The 15874-nt window shown below is 48.9% G+C and carries 15 protein-coding genes and 1 tRNA gene; 12 read left to right on the top strand and 4 right to left on the bottom strand.

What is annotated here, in order from left to right; all coding sequences use genetic code 11:
* The first annotated feature begins 72 nt into the window (after nucleotides 1-72).
* The 5 genes from ACYU87_RS18555 (at nucleotide 73) to ACYU87_RS18535 (ending at nucleotide 4058) form a co-directional block, all read left to right on the top strand.
* Entirely contained in the window at nucleotides 73-954 is an 882-nt protein-coding gene (locus ACYU87_RS18555) for a cell division protein FtsX (RefSeq protein ID WP_461135575.1), read from the top strand.
* 103 nt (nucleotides 955-1057) lie between these two features.
* Nucleotides 1058-1396, top strand: a complete 339-nt coding sequence (locus ACYU87_RS18550; protein ID WP_461135574.1) for a DUF3098 domain-containing protein — start codon at nucleotides 1058-1060, stop codon at nucleotides 1394-1396.
* Nucleotides 1397-1495: 99 nt separating this feature from the next.
* Complete coding sequence (locus tag ACYU87_RS18545) at nucleotides 1496-2341, top strand: undecaprenyl-diphosphate phosphatase (protein WP_461135573.1); 846 nt, start codon at nucleotides 1496-1498, stop codon at nucleotides 2339-2341.
* 71 nt (nucleotides 2342-2412) lie between these two features.
* Nucleotides 2413-3132 (top strand): tRNA pseudouridine(55) synthase TruB, encoded by a 720-nt coding sequence (gene truB, locus ACYU87_RS18540; protein ID WP_461135572.1) that lies wholly within the window; start codon nucleotides 2413-2415, stop codon nucleotides 3130-3132.
* The gene (locus ACYU87_RS18535) at nucleotides 3129-4058 is read left to right on the top strand and encodes a bifunctional riboflavin kinase/FAD synthetase (protein ID WP_461135571.1); all 930 of its coding nucleotides are present in this window, start codon (nucleotides 3129-3131) and stop codon (nucleotides 4056-4058) included. Before truB ends, ACYU87_RS18535 begins: the two co-directional genes overlap by 4 nt.
* 1 nt (nucleotide 4059) lies before the next feature.
* Here ACYU87_RS18535 and ACYU87_RS18530 read toward each other — a convergent pair whose 3' ends face one another.
* Nucleotides 4060-5286: a BaiN/RdsA family NAD(P)/FAD-dependent oxidoreductase gene (locus ACYU87_RS18530; RefSeq protein ID WP_461135570.1), complete on the bottom strand. Its 1227-nt coding sequence runs from the start codon at nucleotides 5284-5286 to the stop codon at nucleotides 4060-4062.
* Between the two features lie 144 nt (nucleotides 5287-5430).
* On the opposite strand from ACYU87_RS18530, the gene ACYU87_RS18525 reads away from it, so the two are divergent.
* A complete protein-coding gene (locus tag ACYU87_RS18525; protein WP_461135569.1) occupies nucleotides 5431-6492 on the top strand; it encodes a DNA/RNA non-specific endonuclease in 1062 nt (353 codons plus the stop codon).
* Nucleotides 6493-6513: 21 nt separating this feature from the next.
* On the opposite strand, the gene ACYU87_RS18520 is transcribed toward ACYU87_RS18525, so the two are convergent.
* Nucleotides 6514-7776: an asparagine synthetase B gene (locus ACYU87_RS18520; RefSeq protein WP_461135568.1), complete on the bottom strand. Its 1263-nt coding sequence runs from the start codon at nucleotides 7774-7776 to the stop codon at nucleotides 6514-6516.
* 178 nt (nucleotides 7777-7954) lie between these two features.
* Between ACYU87_RS18520 and ACYU87_RS18515 the strand changes: the two genes are divergently transcribed.
* Both ACYU87_RS18515 and ACYU87_RS18510 read left to right on the top strand, forming a co-directional pair.
* Nucleotides 7955-9193: an ABC transporter permease gene (locus tag ACYU87_RS18515; protein WP_461135567.1), complete on the top strand. Its 1239-nt coding sequence runs from the start codon at nucleotides 7955-7957 to the stop codon at nucleotides 9191-9193.
* Nucleotides 9194-9325: 132 nt separating this feature from the next.
* A tRNA-Leu gene (locus ACYU87_RS18510) sits at nucleotides 9326-9412 on the top strand.
* A 233-nt stretch (nucleotides 9413-9645) separates the two neighbouring features.
* Here the strand turns inward: ACYU87_RS18510 and ACYU87_RS18505 are convergent.
* Together ACYU87_RS18505 and ACYU87_RS18500 are read right to left on the bottom strand one after the other, a co-directional pair.
* Nucleotides 9646-10569, bottom strand: a complete 924-nt coding sequence (locus ACYU87_RS18505) for a DUF808 domain-containing protein (protein WP_461135566.1) — start codon at nucleotides 10567-10569, stop codon at nucleotides 9646-9648.
* 237 nt (nucleotides 10570-10806) lie between these two features.
* Nucleotides 10807-11802 (bottom strand): hypothetical protein, encoded by a 996-nt coding sequence (locus tag ACYU87_RS18500; protein ID WP_461135565.1) that lies wholly within the window; start codon nucleotides 11800-11802, stop codon nucleotides 10807-10809.
* A 97-nt stretch (nucleotides 11803-11899) separates the two neighbouring features.
* Here ACYU87_RS18500 and ACYU87_RS18495 point away from each other — a divergent pair, with 97 nt between their 5' ends.
* The 4 genes from ACYU87_RS18495 to ACYU87_RS18480 all read left to right on the top strand — a co-directional run bounded on the left by ACYU87_RS18495 (nucleotide 11900) and on the right by ACYU87_RS18480 (nucleotide 15788).
* The gene (locus ACYU87_RS18495; protein ID WP_461135564.1) at nucleotides 11900-12508 is read left to right on the top strand and encodes a hypothetical protein; all 609 of its coding nucleotides are present in this window, start codon (nucleotides 11900-11902) and stop codon (nucleotides 12506-12508) included.
* Nucleotides 12509-13007: 499 nt separating this feature from the next.
* Nucleotides 13008-13754, top strand: a complete 747-nt coding sequence (locus ACYU87_RS18490; RefSeq protein ID WP_461135563.1) for a hypothetical protein — start codon at nucleotides 13008-13010, stop codon at nucleotides 13752-13754.
* 96 nt (nucleotides 13755-13850) lie between these two features.
* Nucleotides 13851-14567 (top strand): XAC2610-related protein, encoded by a 717-nt coding sequence (locus ACYU87_RS18485; RefSeq protein ID WP_461135562.1) that lies wholly within the window; start codon nucleotides 13851-13853, stop codon nucleotides 14565-14567.
* Between the two features lie 45 nt (nucleotides 14568-14612).
* Nucleotides 14613-15788, top strand: a complete 1176-nt coding sequence (locus ACYU87_RS18480) for a hypothetical protein (protein ID WP_461135561.1) — start codon at nucleotides 14613-14615, stop codon at nucleotides 15786-15788.
* Nucleotides 15789-15874 lie beyond the last annotated feature (86 nt).

Genomic DNA, 15874 nt, shown 5'->3' with positions numbered 1-15874 from the left:
CTAAAATTTGTTAAATTCGACCTTTCCCCGGTCGAATCCGTTATTTTTGTCTCCATAACACGAACCCACTAAATGGCTCGTAACAAGAAAAAAGTAGGTGCGTATCCCAGTGGCATGATTTTATTCAGTCTGACGCTGGCGTTATTTTTGGTTGGTTTCTGTGGCTTGCTAGCTATTCAGTCAAAGAAACTGGTAACATACATTCGTGAGCATTACGAAGTGCGGGCTTTTTTGGATAAAGACCTCAGTGCCAAGCAGAGCACCGCGCTTTTTCAGACCATAGCAGAGCAGCCTTACATTTTAAAAATAAATGGGGTACCACAAATAAATCTGGTTACTAAAGACGAAGCCGCCAAAGAATTCATTGCCGAAACAAAGGAAGATTTTTCGAAATTTCTGGGCGAAAATCCATTGCACGACAGCTACCGCATTAAGCTCAACGAGGGCTATTTTGAGGAAGCTAAATTGCAGGAAGTAAAACAGGATCTGGAAGAAATAGATGGCGTATTTGAGGTAGTCTATCAGGAAAATCTGGTCGATAATATCAATCGGAACATTACAAAAATTTACGCCGTGATGTCGGCTTTTGCTTTAATTCTGCTGATCATCATTGTTGTGCTGATGAACAACACAATCCGGCTGGCGCTGCACTCCCAGCGGTTGCTCATTCGAAGCATGCAGTTGGTTGGGGCAACAAATGGGTTTATTACGCGGCCGTTTCTGGGACGGGGCATGTGGCAGGGGTTTTTAGCGGGTATTATTGCCGTCGTTCTTTTGTTAGCCGGTTTACAGATCGCTATTCATAATCTGCCGGAACTGGGAACGTTTCAGGATACAGAAAAGATGGTATTTCTGATGATTGGTATTGTTGGGCTGGGTGTATTGATCGGCTTCCTGAGCACCTTTCAGGCCGTCAACCGGTATCTGGGCCTAACAATAGATGAGCTTTATTGATCAGGCTATTGCTGAATCAGTTATGGTTTAATCGCCGTAATGGACAGCGCAAACCTACAGGGCGATTTTAGGGTTACACAAAAAGCATAACTGACGAACGAACATGGCAAAAGATAAACAGGCGGGCGCACCAACGTTGGTCCGCGAACAACCAGCCCCTAAAATAGTGGCCACCACACCGGTGCCTCTTAAACCGCTTACAACCCGGTCGTCGGTGGTAGAACCAACCCGGCGGGACACCGCTGCTGCGTTGCCCTTTGGTCGGCAGAACTATACCCTGATGTTGGCAGGTATCGGTATTATTCTAGCCGGATTCTTTATTATGAGTCTCGACAAAGAAGAGTTTGGCTTCGGATTTCTGGGCTTAACCCTCGGTCCTTTAGTCGTTATGGGCGGGTTCATGCTCGAATTTTTTGCGATTCTCGCCCGTCCTAAGGCGTAAAGTTTGTGGTTTGTGGTTTGTCGTTTCGTGCCAGTTACTCTAAGTTTGTCTGTCGTTGACAGATGGTAACGACAAACTACAAACTACAAACCAGTATTAATGGATCTGATTCATGCCATTGCACTGGCCATTATTGAGGGGCTAACCGAGTTTCTGCCGGTGTCCTCAACGGGCCATATGATTATTTACTCTTCGCTGGCGGGCATTGCCGGGAATGAATTCACCAAGTTATACACCGTTGATGTTCAGTTTGGCTGCATCCTGTCGGTGCTGGTATTGTATCACCGTCGTTTCATGACGGACACCCGAAAAGGGACTTTTGTCGTTCCTGGTTATCTCAAATCGCTGCCTATCCGCCTGCAGCCCATGGCGGATTTCTACAGTAAAATTCTGATTGCCTTTCTGCCTGCCGCCGTTATTGGCTTCCTGCTGAACGATTTTATCGACTCGTTGCTGGAAAGTATCACCACCGTGGCTATTTCGCTTCTGTTGGGCGGTATTGTGCTCGTATTTATTGATCGCATTGTTAACCGGCAACCGAAAGATGGTGATGTAACGGTGCCCGATGCGATCCGAATCGGGTTCTTTCAGTGCATCGCTATGGTTCCGGGCGTATCCCGGTCGGCAGCAACCATCATCGGTGGTATGTTTCAGGGGTTGAGCCGTACACAGGCCGCCGAGTTTTCCTTCTTCCTGGCCGTACCGACTATGGCCGCTGCTTCGGGATACAAGCTGCTCAAAACATACAAGCTTCTACAGCCGGCTGATTACCAGACGTTGTTGATTGGTAACGTGATTGCCTTCCTCGTTGGTCTGCTGGCCATTCGCGCTTTTGTCGGCTTCCTGAACCGCTACGGATTTAAGGTGTTTGGCTATTACCGCATTGCCCTCGGCTTACTGCTGCTGGGCCTGATGGCGGCTGGCGTTAAACTGGACGTACTGTAATGGCAGGGCATTCAATCAACTAAGCCGGTCAGTCAATTCCGGTAGGAAACCGTACAAACTATAAACTGTCATTGAACAAGGAACAAACCCCTGATCCAGGTCAGGTCATCTTAATTGATAAGCCGCTAACCTGGACATCGTTCGACGTGGCGAACAAGCTTAAACACGCCTGTAAGTTTAAAAAAATAGGTCATGCCGGTACGCTCGACCCATTGGCAACGGGTTTGCTTATTCTTTGCACGGGCAAAATGACCAAGCAAATTGATCAGTACCAAGCGCAGGAAAAAGAATATACGGGTACGCTTGTTCTGGGTAAAACAACGCCTTCTGTCGATCTTGAAACAGAAATTGATGCCGAATTTGATACAAGCGGAGTTACGCCCGATCAGATACAGGAAGCCGCTCAGCAGCTAACGGGCGACATTCTACAAGTGCCGCCCATTTATTCCGCGATTCGGGTAAACGGAGAACGGTTGTACGAGAAGGCACGTCGGGGCGAAACCGCCGATCGGGTTGACGGTGGGATTAAGGCACGCACCGTTACTGTATCGGTTTTTGAGGTGAACACCGAACGCTTTCCCGAAGTGGATTTTCGTATCGTGTGTTCAAAAGGCACCTATATTCGCAGTCTGGTACGCGATTTAGGCTTATTACTCAACAACGGTGCTTACATGAGCGGCCTGCGCAGAACACGCATTGGTAACTTTCGGGTGGAGGATGCCGCCACCATCGAACAGTTTATTGCTGTGCATCGTGCTTCGCTGCCTGATCCACTTTCGACAAACGAATGATTATTTACAAAGGACTCGACGATATCCAACCCCTACCAAATGCTGTTGTGACGAGCGGTACATTTGATGGAGTTCATCTTGGGCATCAGACTATTCTGTCCCGACTGACCGAAGTTGCCAAGGCTAGCGGGGGCGAGTCCGTTCTGATTACGTACTGGCCACACCCCCGAACGGTTGTTTCCAACGACAGCCAGAATCTGCGGCTCCTGACAACGCTGGACGAGAAAATAGAGTTGCTCGATCAGGCGGGGGTTGATCATCTGGTCGTTATTCCTTTCACGCGCTCGTTTTCTGAATTAACCTCTGAAGAGTATATTCGTCAGATTCTGATTGGTAAAATCGGCACCCGAAAACTCGTGATCGGGTACGATCACCGCTTTGGCCGGGATCGTGAAGGCGGTTTCGACTATATTCAGGCCCATCAAAGCGAGTATGGGTTCGAAGTGGAGGAAATTCCCCGGCAGGATGTAGAGGCTGTAGGGGTTAGTTCGTCAAAAATTCGGGCGGCTCTAAATGAAGGCAACGTGCAAACCGCAAACCGGTTTCTGGGACGACTTTATAGTTTGAATGGAACGGTCGTGAAAGGACGTCAGCTTGGCCGTACCATTGGTTTTCCAACGGCTAATTTACAGGTCGATGATCCATCCAAGCTTATTCCGGCTAATGGCGTTTACGCGGTTGATGTAGAGTATGCCGGGCAAACCCTGGGCGGTATGCTCAACATTGGCTTTCGGCCTACCGTTGCGGGAACGAATCAAACCATCGAAACCTACATTTTTGACTTCGGCAAGGACATATACGGCGAGCACATCACATTGAAATTCAAGGAGTTTTTGCGTCCTGAGCAAAAGTTTGATGGGTTACCCGCCCTGGTCGCGCAGCTGAAACGCGACGAAGAGTCGGCCCGCACTATCCTGAATCAGTAAGTCAACGGCCAATAGCCAGCCCGGCTACATAACCGGTTGTCCAGGCGCTCTGGAAGTTAAAGCCACCCGTAATACCATCGACATCCAGCACTTCACCGGCAAAAAACAAACCGGGTTGGGCCTTGCTTTCGAGCGTTTGCGGATGTAGTCCATCGAACGAAATTCCCCCGCAGGTCACAAATTCATCTTTAAAGGTACTCTTGCCCGTAACCCGAAACTGACTGTTGGTGAGTCGCTCAGAAAGTCGGTTAAGGGGCTTGGCTGGCAAATCAGCCCACCGCTGCGTGTCGGATATGTCCGACTCCTGTATCAGTGCCTGCCAGAGACGGGAAGGAAGCCCGAACGGATTTTGAGAGATGACCTGTTTCTTGCCATTCTGCTGTCTGAAATTCTGGAGCGTAGTTCGTAACTCGTTCTCATTCAGGGTAGGTGTCCAGTTCACTCGCAGCGTAAACTGATAGGTTGCATCAGCCAGATCGCGGGCTGCCCAGGCCGATAAACGCAGAATAGCCGGTCCGCTAAACCCCCAATGGGTAATCAGTAAGGGGCCGCGCTGCTCCTGTTTGGTACCTGGTACCGAAACTTTTGCATCCGGTACGGCCACACCGGCCAATGACAGAAATGGGCTGTCGGGAATGTTGAACGTAAACAGGGAGGGAACCGGCAACGACAGCGATTCGCTTTGCTCGGGCAACCAGTCGTAGCCGTCTGCTTTAGGAAAACCGCCCGTAGCGATCAATACCCGATCTGCCACCAGAACTTCGTCGGTGAGTAGGTGTAACTGCCAGCGATTTTGTTCGTCGCGCATTATGGAGCTAACCCCGCAACTGGTACGAATACCAATGCCTAACCGACGAGCGGTCTGGAGCAGGCAGGTTACAATGGTTTCGGACGTATTTGTGATTGGAAACATACGCCCGTCGGCTTCTGTTTTCAGCGTTACGCCCCGTCTGGCAAACCAGGCAACGGTTGCGGCTGCATCGAACTGGCTCATCAATGAGCGCAACGGTTTTTCGCCACGCGGGTAGTGCTTGACAAACGTTCGATTTTCGAAACAGGCGTGGGTGACATTACAGCGTCCTCCGCCCGAAATACGGACTTTGTTCAGTACCGTGCGGGTTTTCTCAAGGATGGTGACGGTTGCGTCCGGATAGGTTTCAGCGGCTGTTATAGCCCCGAAAAAACCAGACGCTCCGCCCCCAATAACGACGATATTCAACGATGACATGAGTTTTTAACAGCACTTTGAGGGGAACGGTTCATGGATTATGAACCGGCTACCCATGTTCGGGTAATGAATATACTCCTTAAGAAAGTTTGTATCGGACGGACTAACTTATCACCAAGACAAAAACAGTGTAACTTTACTTTTATGTTCTTCAAACCTCGCTTTTCAAACAAAAAGTATTCCCGTCGGGGCTTTCGGCTGCGTGGTAATACCCTCGTAATACTGTTTTTTTTCTTTCTTATTGGCCTGTTTCTGCACTACGGTGGCCGTACTCAACCGGTAGTGGCGTTCTGGAACGACTTCCGGCAGATGATCGGGCTGGGTCGCTCGAGATCACACCCTGATGAAGATAATCCGTACAAAGCTCCCGAGCCAACTGATCCTGATGTCACTACGCGCAGTCGGCGGAAAGGTAAGCCGAAATCAGATGAAAGTGAAGCCAGCGATAATCGGTCTAACGCGCCGACAGGCGGCTCGTCGGGAAATGTGCGGTTTGACTTTGAAAAGCAGGTTGATTTTCTCCTGCCGCTGGTCAAAGCCGGTGATGACATCGTAAGGCACGAAGGGTACACACTTCGGTATCAGAATCAATATAAAGACGCAGATTGGGTAGCGTACCCGTTACTGAACTACGAAACGACGGGCGATGCGGATCGGAAATTTGAGCAATTCAAACCCGATCCAAACGTAGAAAACGGCACCGCGCTTCCATCCGATTACACCCGCTCGGGCTATGACCGGGGGCACCTGGCACCCGCCGGAGATTTTAAGTTTTCGCAGCGAATCATGCGTGAGACGTTCTTCATGAGCAACATTACGCCTCAGACGCCTGATTTTAACCGGGGTATCTGGAAGGAACTCGAAGAGAAAGTCCGCTCGTGGGCCATTCGGGATAAGGGTATATACGTAGTCACGGGTGCCGTTCTCAAGCCCGGCTTACCCACTATCGGTAAAACCGTTGAAGTGAGTGTGCCCGAAAAATTTTACAAAGTGATTTTGTACTGCGACAAACCCAACATCAGAATGATTGGCTTTTTGCTGAACAACGAAGCGTCGGACAGTTCCTTAAGCCGGTTTGTGGTGCCGGTCGATCGCATTGAGCAGCTAACCGGCATTGATTTCTTTCCTAAAATTCCCGACGATCTGGAGCGAAAACTAGAGAGCAAATCTCAGGAAGAAATGGTATCGGAGTGGTTCGATAATTGATCAAGTATCACTGAGCCAGACCTACGTCTTTTGTTTCTTTTTCTTCGCAGCGGGGAAGAGAATGTTGTTGAGAATCAGGCGATAGCCGGCCGAGTTGGGATGAAGGTTAAGGTCAGTGGGTTCTTCACCAATTTCGTGTCGATAGTCTTCCGGATCGTGCCCACCATAGAACGTGAAGAAGCCCCGGCCATAGGGAGCGTGAATGTAACGAGCCTCGCCCGCTGCCCGATTTTCGGCCAGAATGACTACCTCGGGCTTTATGTAATTCTTCTTGAACGCGGTTGTCTGACCCATAAAGCCCTTGATGACATTGGCATGGTTCTGCGTCAGCATGGTGGGAATTGGATCGTATTTAGCTGAAAACTGAAACAACGTAAAGTAGTCGTTATGTTCGCTCAAACCACGCTCATCGGGTTGATTGTCAATGTTTGAGAACTCGATCAGATAGGGATTGGTGTACACCTGAAAATTTCTGAAGGCCAGTGTCTGACTGAAATCCAGCTTATTATTGGCGCTGGGGTCAGCAGGGTCGCCATCGTAGAAGGTATCCACAATGTCCGTATTGTGAGCTGCCAGCGCGATGTCGTAAGTGTCCGTAGCATTGCACATGGCAAACAGATAACCGCCACCCAGCACGAAATCGCGGATCTTCTGCGAAACGGCCAGCTTTAACTGGGGTACTTTGGTAAAGCCAAATTTGCGGGTGATGCTCTCGGCTTCCTGTTTTTGTGCAATGTACCAGGGCTGGTCCTTAAAGTGAAAAAACTTGCCGTACTGACCCGTAAAATCTTCATGGTGAAGGTGAAGCCAGTCATACTCAGGCAATTTTCCGTTCATGACCTCTTCATCGAAAACAACGTCATAGGGAATTTCCGCGTAGGTCATAACCATCGTCACGGCATCGTCCCAGGGCTGTTTCGTCTTGGGCGAATAAACTGCTACCTTCGGCGGCTTCTGTAGCTTCACCGCATCCATATTGGCATCGGCGGCCGACACTTCCGATAGTATCTGGGCCGACTGCGCATCCGAAATAACTTCGTAGCTGACTCCTCGAATCACCATCTCGTTAATGAACGACTGACTCTGAGGCATCATGAACGAGCCCCCCCGGTAGTTTAGTAGCCAGTCGATTTCGGTATCGTGCGTTTTCAGTACCCAATAGGCAATACCATAGGCCTTCAAGTGATTCTTCTGGGTGTCATCCATCGGAATCAGAATCTTGGAAGCCCACACCTGAGCCGTCAGCGTGAGAAATAGGATAAACGGTAACAGCAGGCGCTTCATTGGTTTCCCCGATAAAAATGCTTGTGGTAGTTTTGTTATAACGAAAGATAGGCAAATATTGTGCGAGAAAATATAGGTGAAAGAGCGAATGAGTGAAAGAGCGACGAAAACTACGCGTATACGTTTGCGCATTAGGCTCTTTCACTCATTCGCTCTTTTGCTCTTTCACCTTTACTAAATGAACTTACTTGAAAATATTCGTGAAGGTCTTCGCTCGATTGCGAGTAACCGCTTGCGGACCATTCTGACCTCCCTCATCATTGCCATCGGTATTACCTCATTGGTTGGTATTCTGACGGCCATTGAGGGCATACAGAGTTCAGTCGACAGCAGTTTTGCGGGTCTGGGAGCCAACACGTTCAGTATCGTGGCCCGGCAGGATGCGTTTCGGCGGGGTGGCCGCGTGCAAAAACAGGATGCGCCGATTGACTACTTTGATGCCATGAACTTTAAGCGACGGTTTCCTTATGGAGCTACCATTGCGGTATCAACAGCCGTATCGGGCGCTGCGCAGGCCAAATTTGGCTCGAAGAAAACGAACCCCAATGTGCAGCTTATCGGGGGCGATGATGCCTACCTGAACGTGAAAGGATTTACGATCCAGAATGGTCGCAATTTTACGCAGAATGATTTGACCCACGCGCTGAACGTCGCGATCATTGGCATCGAAGTCGCCAATACTTTGTTTGAGAAAAAGCTTAACCCGCTCAGTCAGGTTATCCGGGTTTCGGGTACCCAATATAAAATTATAGGCGTTCTGGATAAGAAAGGCGGTTTTTCGGGTGGTGGCGATGACCGTATTATCCTGATTCCCCTCGATAACGCCCGGGCGCTGGCCGGAACCCAAAAGCTTTCGTTCGACATTACAACCTCTGTGCCAACGGTGTCGGATCAGGACGAAGCCGTCGATGAAGCACGGGGCACGATGCGACTGGTTCGGCATGACCAACTCGGTCAGCTGGATTCGTTTGAAATCGAACGCGCCGATGACCTGGCTAAAGAAACGGCCAATATTACGGGCTATCTGCGCATTGGCGGCTTCGGCATTGGTTTCATTACTTTGTTAGGCGCATCGATTGCTTTGCTGAATATCATGCTCGTTTCAGTAACTGAACGGACTCGCGAGATTGGCATCCGTAAATCACTGGGTGCAACACCCAAACGGATTCGGGAACAGTTTCTGATTGAAGCCATTGTTATCTGTATTCTGGGCGGAATAGGCGGAATCCTGTTGGGCTTGGGCGTTGGGAATTTGATTGCGGGCGTTATCAGCCAAGGGAAAGGCAGCTTTATTGTTCCTTGGGGCTGGATGGGCCTGGGTATTGTTGTCTGCGTTTCGGTTGGTTTGTTCGCAGGTATTTATCCTGCCGTCCGAGCGTCTAAACTTGATCCTATTGATGCCCTACGGTATGAATAAGATGATCGAACGCCCGCTGATTAGCGATGTGGCTTAATTTATCTCACGTTTTGTTTGCATAAGCCATATCAAAAACCTAGTTTTGCACCCACGTTTGACAAACGCATCACACGCAAGTGTGACGATTCTGTCGCCGGGATGGCGGAATCGGTAGACGCGATGGTCTCAAACACCATTGTCTGCAAGGACATGCCGGTTCGAGTCCGGCTCCCGGTACCAAAACGGGCTGATTACAGAAATCTGTAGTCAGCCCGTATTTTTTATCGTTATACCGTAACGGTGAGGACCTTGATTCAATAAGGTATTTTAGCCTCGCAGTCTGTTAATGGTCATGTACACAGATTGCCTTTTCAGAAAAGTTGGAGTAGCGACAAATGAACAAGGGTCGTGGATCGACTGTCTGACGATAGAAAATAGGTACAGGAGGCAAAAAACTGGATGAACTGGTTACGCTATTCTCTGGACTGGAAGAAGACCTTTTTCACCAGCACGACAATCTTCTCGATCATAAAGCCGATTACCAGCCCGCCAGCTCCGCAGGCCAGGGCCTTGGCCAACCAGGCGACGACCGGCATGGAGGATAAGCTCTGTTCCAGATCGTGCAGTAAATGAGCAGTATACGGTATGCCATGCGCGATGATTTCGGCACCGACCCACAGCATGGCGGCTGTACCGATATACCCCAGCCAACGCAAGAAATGAGGCATAAATTTTACAATGCCGCGGCCTATTTTCTGCGTAGTTGGTGACTGCTCACTGCCAGCCAGGTGTAGCCCCATATCATCGGCTTTAACAATCAGGCCCACAAACCCATAAACGGCCACCGTAATGAAAACGGCCACCGCCAGCATCACCACAACTTGGTTAAGAATCGGCTGGCCGGTTACCTGGCTATACGCAATAGCCATAATCTCGGCCGATAAAATAACATCCGTGCGAACTGCACTCTCCACTCGTTCCTTCTCCAGTTCCTGGGGCGTAATCTCTTTTACCGGCTTCTTTTCCGTTTGGCTATCGTGATGACTAAACAAAGAATGAACCTTTTCGTAGCCTTCAAAACATAAATAAGCGCCACCTACCATTAAAATAGGCGTGATAGCCCAAGGAGCAAAGTAACCGAGTAACAAGGCTGCTGGACTTAATATCAGGAGCTTATTGATTAGCGATTTTTTGGCAATCTGGTAAATAATGGCCAGCTCCCGGGATGGATCGAGACCCACAACGTACTTGGGCGTAACGGCCGTATCATCAATGACAATGCCCGACACTTTTCCGGTCGTTTTAGCCACCTGAGTTGGTACATCATCTAAACTGGCAGCGCTTGCTTTTACTAAGGCCGATATATCATCCAATAACGCAAAAAGTCCTGAAGGCATCGTCAAAAAATTGGCTACTTCTATAAATACGGGAGTGGGTACATCTATAAAACCCTGCATTCTCAGGGGCTTGCCCCTCGGACGATGCCGTTGGAGACAAGACCGGCTAGTCGATAGATCGGTGTGATGTTGACACGAACTGTAGCCATGTCTACGCCTGATAGCCGCCTGTAAGCTAGTTTAACCGGCTCTGCTGGGTGAAAGTTGGAAATTAGTTGATAATTCTGCCTGTTTGCGTCATAAACGCCAGTTGGGACTTCGGGGAGTGATACCCATCTGCCTCAAATTCGCCCGAATAGCGGTCCGTACGTCTACAAAGGTGGGCGACTGATAGAATAAGCGAATTTTTCGTTCAGCCTCCGTAGCGCCCGTCGGCCTGGCATCCAGTAACACAAATTGAGCAAAGGATTCTGCCGCATCTTCCTCTGGCGACGTACTGGCGTAAGATCCAACAAACGAGCCTGACGGGAAACAAAAAAACATCTTTCCATATTTAGGAAAGCAAGTGGTTACTACGTCATCAGTGAGATGAGGCTTCCAGTACCTGGTTATCAGGCTGTCCACAATCGAGCCTGACCCAAATGTAACTGTCTGCCCAGTCACGCCAGACGCCTGTTTGTCTGCCCAAGTCAGGTAATGGCCAAATTCATGAATCATCGTATAAACAGAGATGGAATAGCCTAATGTATTGCTCTGGTAGGCAGGGGCTTTGAAGGCCGGAATCGAATCAACATACTGAAGTATGTTAGGTACGAGCATTAACCTGAATGGAGACAACGAATTATTTTTCTGCCACCCCATGGCGGCAAATACCAGGTTTTGTTTGTCCAGTTGTTGTATTGAAAGATACTTCAATTGCGTTCGGTAGGCTTTTGGAATGATGCGGGCAAATAAACTGAATGCCTGTTGATGCTCGGCCTGATTGGCTTTTTCTGCGTTCCAGCCAGTAGCATCTACCGATGAGGGGGCTGGATAAGACTGGTATAGGTAAAGCTGATCGGTTGTGAGATCTATATTGTAGGTCAGAATCACATCTACGATCTGTCGGTCTCCGGTAGTGTCCGTCGAAAAAACGGGGAGCGTTGAGTCAAGCGGAGTAGTTTTGCAGTCACTTAATCCCCATCCTACCAGTCCCGCAACCACGAATATTCGCGCTGCCTGGCCGTAGAGGCTATTCAATATCAATTTGCCGAATGGCTGCGTAGCCTCTGAACTTCGTTTATCCAATTTCATTCGAAAAGGGTAATATTTCTATCTTTTTTGTATAATTAGTATATCAATATTAGATATAATTAACTACTATTGCGAATAAGTTAACTATAATTACATTATGATGAGTAAAGTGTACACCAGCGTTTGTGCCATCCTGGTTTTTTTTCTACTTGTATTAACACCTGCCTTCGCTCAGTTTTCAGTTGGCGTTAATGGGTCTGCGGCCTTTTCAAATGTTCGTAATTCAACGACGATCTACGGAGGTGGGTTGAATGCAAAGGTTTTCCTAAGCCCAAAAGTTGACGTAGGTGTTGGTATTAAAGCTTTCGGCGAAAGTCGAACGATCTCCGTTGGTGGGCAGACCCTGAACTACCTGGAGGCTATCATTCCTATCACGGCGCAGGTTGACTATTATCTGACGGGGAGCTTGTTGCGTCCTTATATTGGTGCTGAAGTGGGCGCTTATGCCGTTGGTACGGAAATTACATTCAACGGACAGGAGAGTAGTAAAATCAGGTCAACTCATGCTGGGGTGGCGCCAAAGGCAGGGCTTATGCTGGCCATAGGTAATCTGGGCATTTTTGCCGAAGGGGCTTACAATGTCATATTCGACAATAGTAATGGAAGTGCATACGTAGGGACATTTGGCAATGTGAACGTTGATAAGACGTCCAGATTTTTTACCGTCAACGTTGGTCTGCAAGTCGGTATTCCCAGAAGAAAGTAAACAAAGACTGAGTGGTGCAATCAACCGGTGGGGTATTTTGCGATACGCGTCCGGAACGACATACTTACGGTTAAAATAATGCGACACCTAACTCTTTTCGGTAGGAGTTAGGTGTCGTGCTTTACGGTCATCGATTAAAACCAGAGAACCAGACTAAGCCATTGGTCGATTTCACCACTAGCCGGGCAAGCCTACAAAGCAGACCAGCTCACGTTGGTTGACGGCGCTAGTACGTTATGAAAAGTCGTTCCACCACCGCTGTGGATTCATGACCGGCGGCTTCCGGTCAAGGTCGCTCTCCTCTTCAGCTTGGTAAGCGCTGTTAGCTACATAAAATGTGCCTTCTGTGTTCAGTCTAGATGGATTAATTACATAGATTTAGTATACAAAAATATTAATTAGTTAATCATAATATATATATATATGTACTAATAATAAACTAGTAAGTTTTCATAATCTTTAAAAGTAACATCGCTTATAACATAAAATTACTATTTACATGAAGTATCTCTATTGGACTCTCGTTGTGCTCTATCTGCCCTTGTTTAGCTGTAACAAGCCTGACCCAGTTGCGCCTACCGTCGATCCACTTCAGCATCTGCAGGATGCTCGTGATCTGGTTTCGCACATCTCGCAAGCCAACACGACTTACCAGCACGGCCTTAGTATTGTCACCTGGAAGACGCCTACAACCGATTACCAGTCTTACACCGATTGCAGCGGGTTTATCAACGCCCTCTTCCAGCATAGTTACCAGGTCGATAGTCTCTATTTCAAAACATGGATGGGATCATACCGCCCGCACGCGTACACCTACTATGACGCGGTTGTGGCTAATCACGGTTTTGTACACATCAAAAACGTGAGTGATATTCAGCCTGGTGATCTGATCACACTGAAGTACGTAGATTCGGGTAAACACGATGAAAACACAGGGCATTGCCTGCTGGTCGATGAGTTGCCCAAACTGATGACGGCTAAAGATATTCAGCTCCCCAATACAACCCAGTATAGTGTGCGTGTGATTGATTCAACGGAAGATCCGCACGGCACCAGCGACACCCGTCACCTATCGGCTACTGATAAATATACCGGTTTGGGGAAAGGAACGTTCCGGCTTTATGCCGACCAGCAGGGTAAACTGGTGGCGTATAGCTGGAGTGAGTTAAAGCCCAACGCAGGGTTCAATCCTCAGGAAAATCCAATCGCAGTTGGTCGTCAGTCGTTTTTTGGGGTAAGTAAATAACGTTGCGAGCAGAGCCTTCGTCTGGTTACGGAGGTTGGGTTGCCGCCCGCTTTATCTACGCTCAATTTTGCCGTCTGCCTGACAAATTTTGCGAGCATGATTCATCCACTGGTTAGACACTCAACGAACTTGCCGAATATTCACATTAGTCTGAACCGAATGGGTATGACCCAGCCAAAATGGCTCATGACAGGGGTTCTGCTCGGGCTAAAAGCGCTACTGTCGACGGCGTATGGGCAGCCCGCAGATTCGCTCATCCGGTCATCGGATAGTCGGTTTACGTACCAGGTTCACATCGCTTCTCAGGGGCAGGGGGATCTAAGGTCGTGTTTGGTGTCCGCCATCGCTATTCTCGACAGAGCAAACAACCAGTTGCGTCAACGCATCAAGCCTGAAGAGAATGACCAGGACTGCCAGCAACTAAGTAGTGCCCTGGTGGTAGAAGACATGAACTTTGATGGCTACAATGACCTGCGAATCCGCCAGTTAATGCCGGCAGCGCCCAACATTCCTTACTACGTCTGGCTGTACGATCCGCAAACCAATCGGTTCACTCGTAATACGGCTCTGGAAGAAATTACCTCACCTGTTGTAGATCGGGTCAATCAGCGGATTCGTTCAGCCTGGCGGGCCAATTGCTGCGATTATGGCGAAGACACGTATGGTTTCCTCGATGGTCAGTTGACGCTGCTGCAACAAACCGAAACAACAGTAGACCCGAACAAGTCGAGCCGGACCATCACTACCTTCAAACAGCGCGTGAACGGAAAAATGCGCCTGATCCGTCAAACCACCGCTCGTATTGATAACTAAGTCGGCCAAACCGGCCAGACAGGTTGCCATCAAAAAAGCATACGTATGTCACAAATATCTACTGAAATCAATCAGCTTGTTAATACGCGGGCAAGCCGTGAGCAGGACGTCAAAGCCAATGGGTCGGTAGCGTCCGGTTCGCCTTATTGTTGCGGACCAGTTCATGTCCCGTTTGCGATCCAGAAATGGTGTGTGCTTTTGTTGGTGGCGGCTTTGGCTGCCTGTTCCAGCCCTAAAGACCATTTGCCAACACCAGTTGAGGTGGATTACCGAACCGAATTGCCGCTTAAATTGACGTACGACATTGCCGAACAAATAATCACGCCTACGCTTGTGGTGAGCGTCAACGGAGTGGCCAATGAGCTTGTTTTTGATACCGGCTCTGCGGGTCTGCGCATTTTACCCGGCGCGTTGAAAGGGGCCAACCTGACCATTAATACGAACCAACTGACTTACGGCTACGGCTCTTCACGAGGAAGCATCACGATAAACGGACGACAAGCGAGTGGCACCTTTTCAGTTGGCGGTTTAGCGGCTACCGCGCCGGTTCACATTATGCTCATCGATACGATTCGTCGTTCCGCTACGGATGCCGGTCGATCTACCCTGGATTCGGTAACGGTACCTAATCACCACTTTCGTAATCTGGCGGGTATTTTAGGGGTTGGTATGCGCAATAGGGAAGGGTCGGATGTGGCTAGTCCGCTGGCGCAGCTGCCGGGTAATAACAGCTATTTGATTCGCTTTCCCGCTTATGGTCAGCCAATGGGTAGCGTGATTCTTAATCCAAACGAATCCGATCTAGCGGGGTTTACCTTCTTTCCACTCGCCAAAGGCAATTACCCCATGCCCAATGGCTTATCCAGTTGGACGGATGATCAGCTCAACGGAATTGCTGTACTTAACGGACTAACTGTACGAGCGCCTGCCCTATTGGATACGGGTACGCCAACTACTCATATCTCCGCCTTCAACCTGCATCATTACGGGATACTCGATCAAGGTAGTGTGGTAAAAATGGGCTTAGCGCAACGGGGGCAACCAAGTGCGCTTGTCGACACTACGTTTCGGGTTACCAGTCAGGTGGTGGGTAAAGATCTGGTGCATACCAATGTGCCCACATGGACTGAACCTAGTCTGGTATTTGGCACTAATTTCTTCTTCTTCTTCGACGTATACTACGACCAAAAAGGAGGGCGCATTGGTATCAAAAAGAAATAATGGGCTGGTCAGTTCAAATCAATACAATGGCAACGAGTAACTGCTTTTTCTCTTTTTAACGGGCCATAGTTTAGCAACAACTACTG

The organism is Spirosoma lituiforme, from assembly GCF_054776635.1.
This window is presented reverse-complemented; position numbering and strand designations above follow the sequence as displayed.

Coding starts and splice junctions, on each gene's coding strand:
- ACYU87_RS18555 (WP_461135575.1), top strand. CDS start 73: ATGGCTCGTAACAAGAAAAAAGTAGGTGCGTATCCCAGTGGCATGATT.
- ACYU87_RS18550 (WP_461135574.1), top strand. CDS start 1,058: ATGGCAAAAGATAAACAGGCGGGCGCACCAACGTTGGTCCGCGAACAA.
- ACYU87_RS18545 (WP_461135573.1), top strand. CDS start 1,496: ATGGATCTGATTCATGCCATTGCACTGGCCATTATTGAGGGGCTAACC.
- ACYU87_RS18535 (WP_461135571.1), top strand. CDS start 3,129: ATGATTATTTACAAAGGACTCGACGATATCCAACCCCTACCAAATGCT.
- ACYU87_RS18530 (WP_461135570.1), bottom strand. CDS start 5,286: ATGTCATCGTTGAATATCGTCGTTATTGGGGGCGGAGCGTCTGGTTTT.
- ACYU87_RS18525 (WP_461135569.1), top strand. CDS start 5,431: ATGTTCTTCAAACCTCGCTTTTCAAACAAAAAGTATTCCCGTCGGGGC.
- ACYU87_RS18520 (WP_461135568.1), bottom strand. CDS start 7,776: ATGAAGCGCCTGCTGTTACCGTTTATCCTATTTCTCACGCTGACGGCT.
- ACYU87_RS18515 (WP_461135567.1), top strand. CDS start 7,955: ATGAACTTACTTGAAAATATTCGTGAAGGTCTTCGCTCGATTGCGAGT.
- ACYU87_RS18505 (WP_461135566.1), bottom strand. CDS start 10,569: ATGCCTTCAGGACTTTTTGCGTTATTGGATGATATATCGGCCTTAGTA.
- ACYU87_RS18500 (WP_461135565.1), bottom strand. CDS start 11,802: ATGAAATTGGATAAACGAAGTTCAGAGGCTACGCAGCCATTCGGCAAA.
- ACYU87_RS18495 (WP_461135564.1), top strand. CDS start 11,900: ATGATGAGTAAAGTGTACACCAGCGTTTGTGCCATCCTGGTTTTTTTT.
- ACYU87_RS18490 (WP_461135563.1), top strand. CDS start 13,008: ATGAAGTATCTCTATTGGACTCTCGTTGTGCTCTATCTGCCCTTGTTT.
- ACYU87_RS18485 (WP_461135562.1), top strand. CDS start 13,851: ATGATTCATCCACTGGTTAGACACTCAACGAACTTGCCGAATATTCAC.
- ACYU87_RS18480 (WP_461135561.1), top strand. CDS start 14,613: ATGTCACAAATATCTACTGAAATCAATCAGCTTGTTAATACGCGGGCA.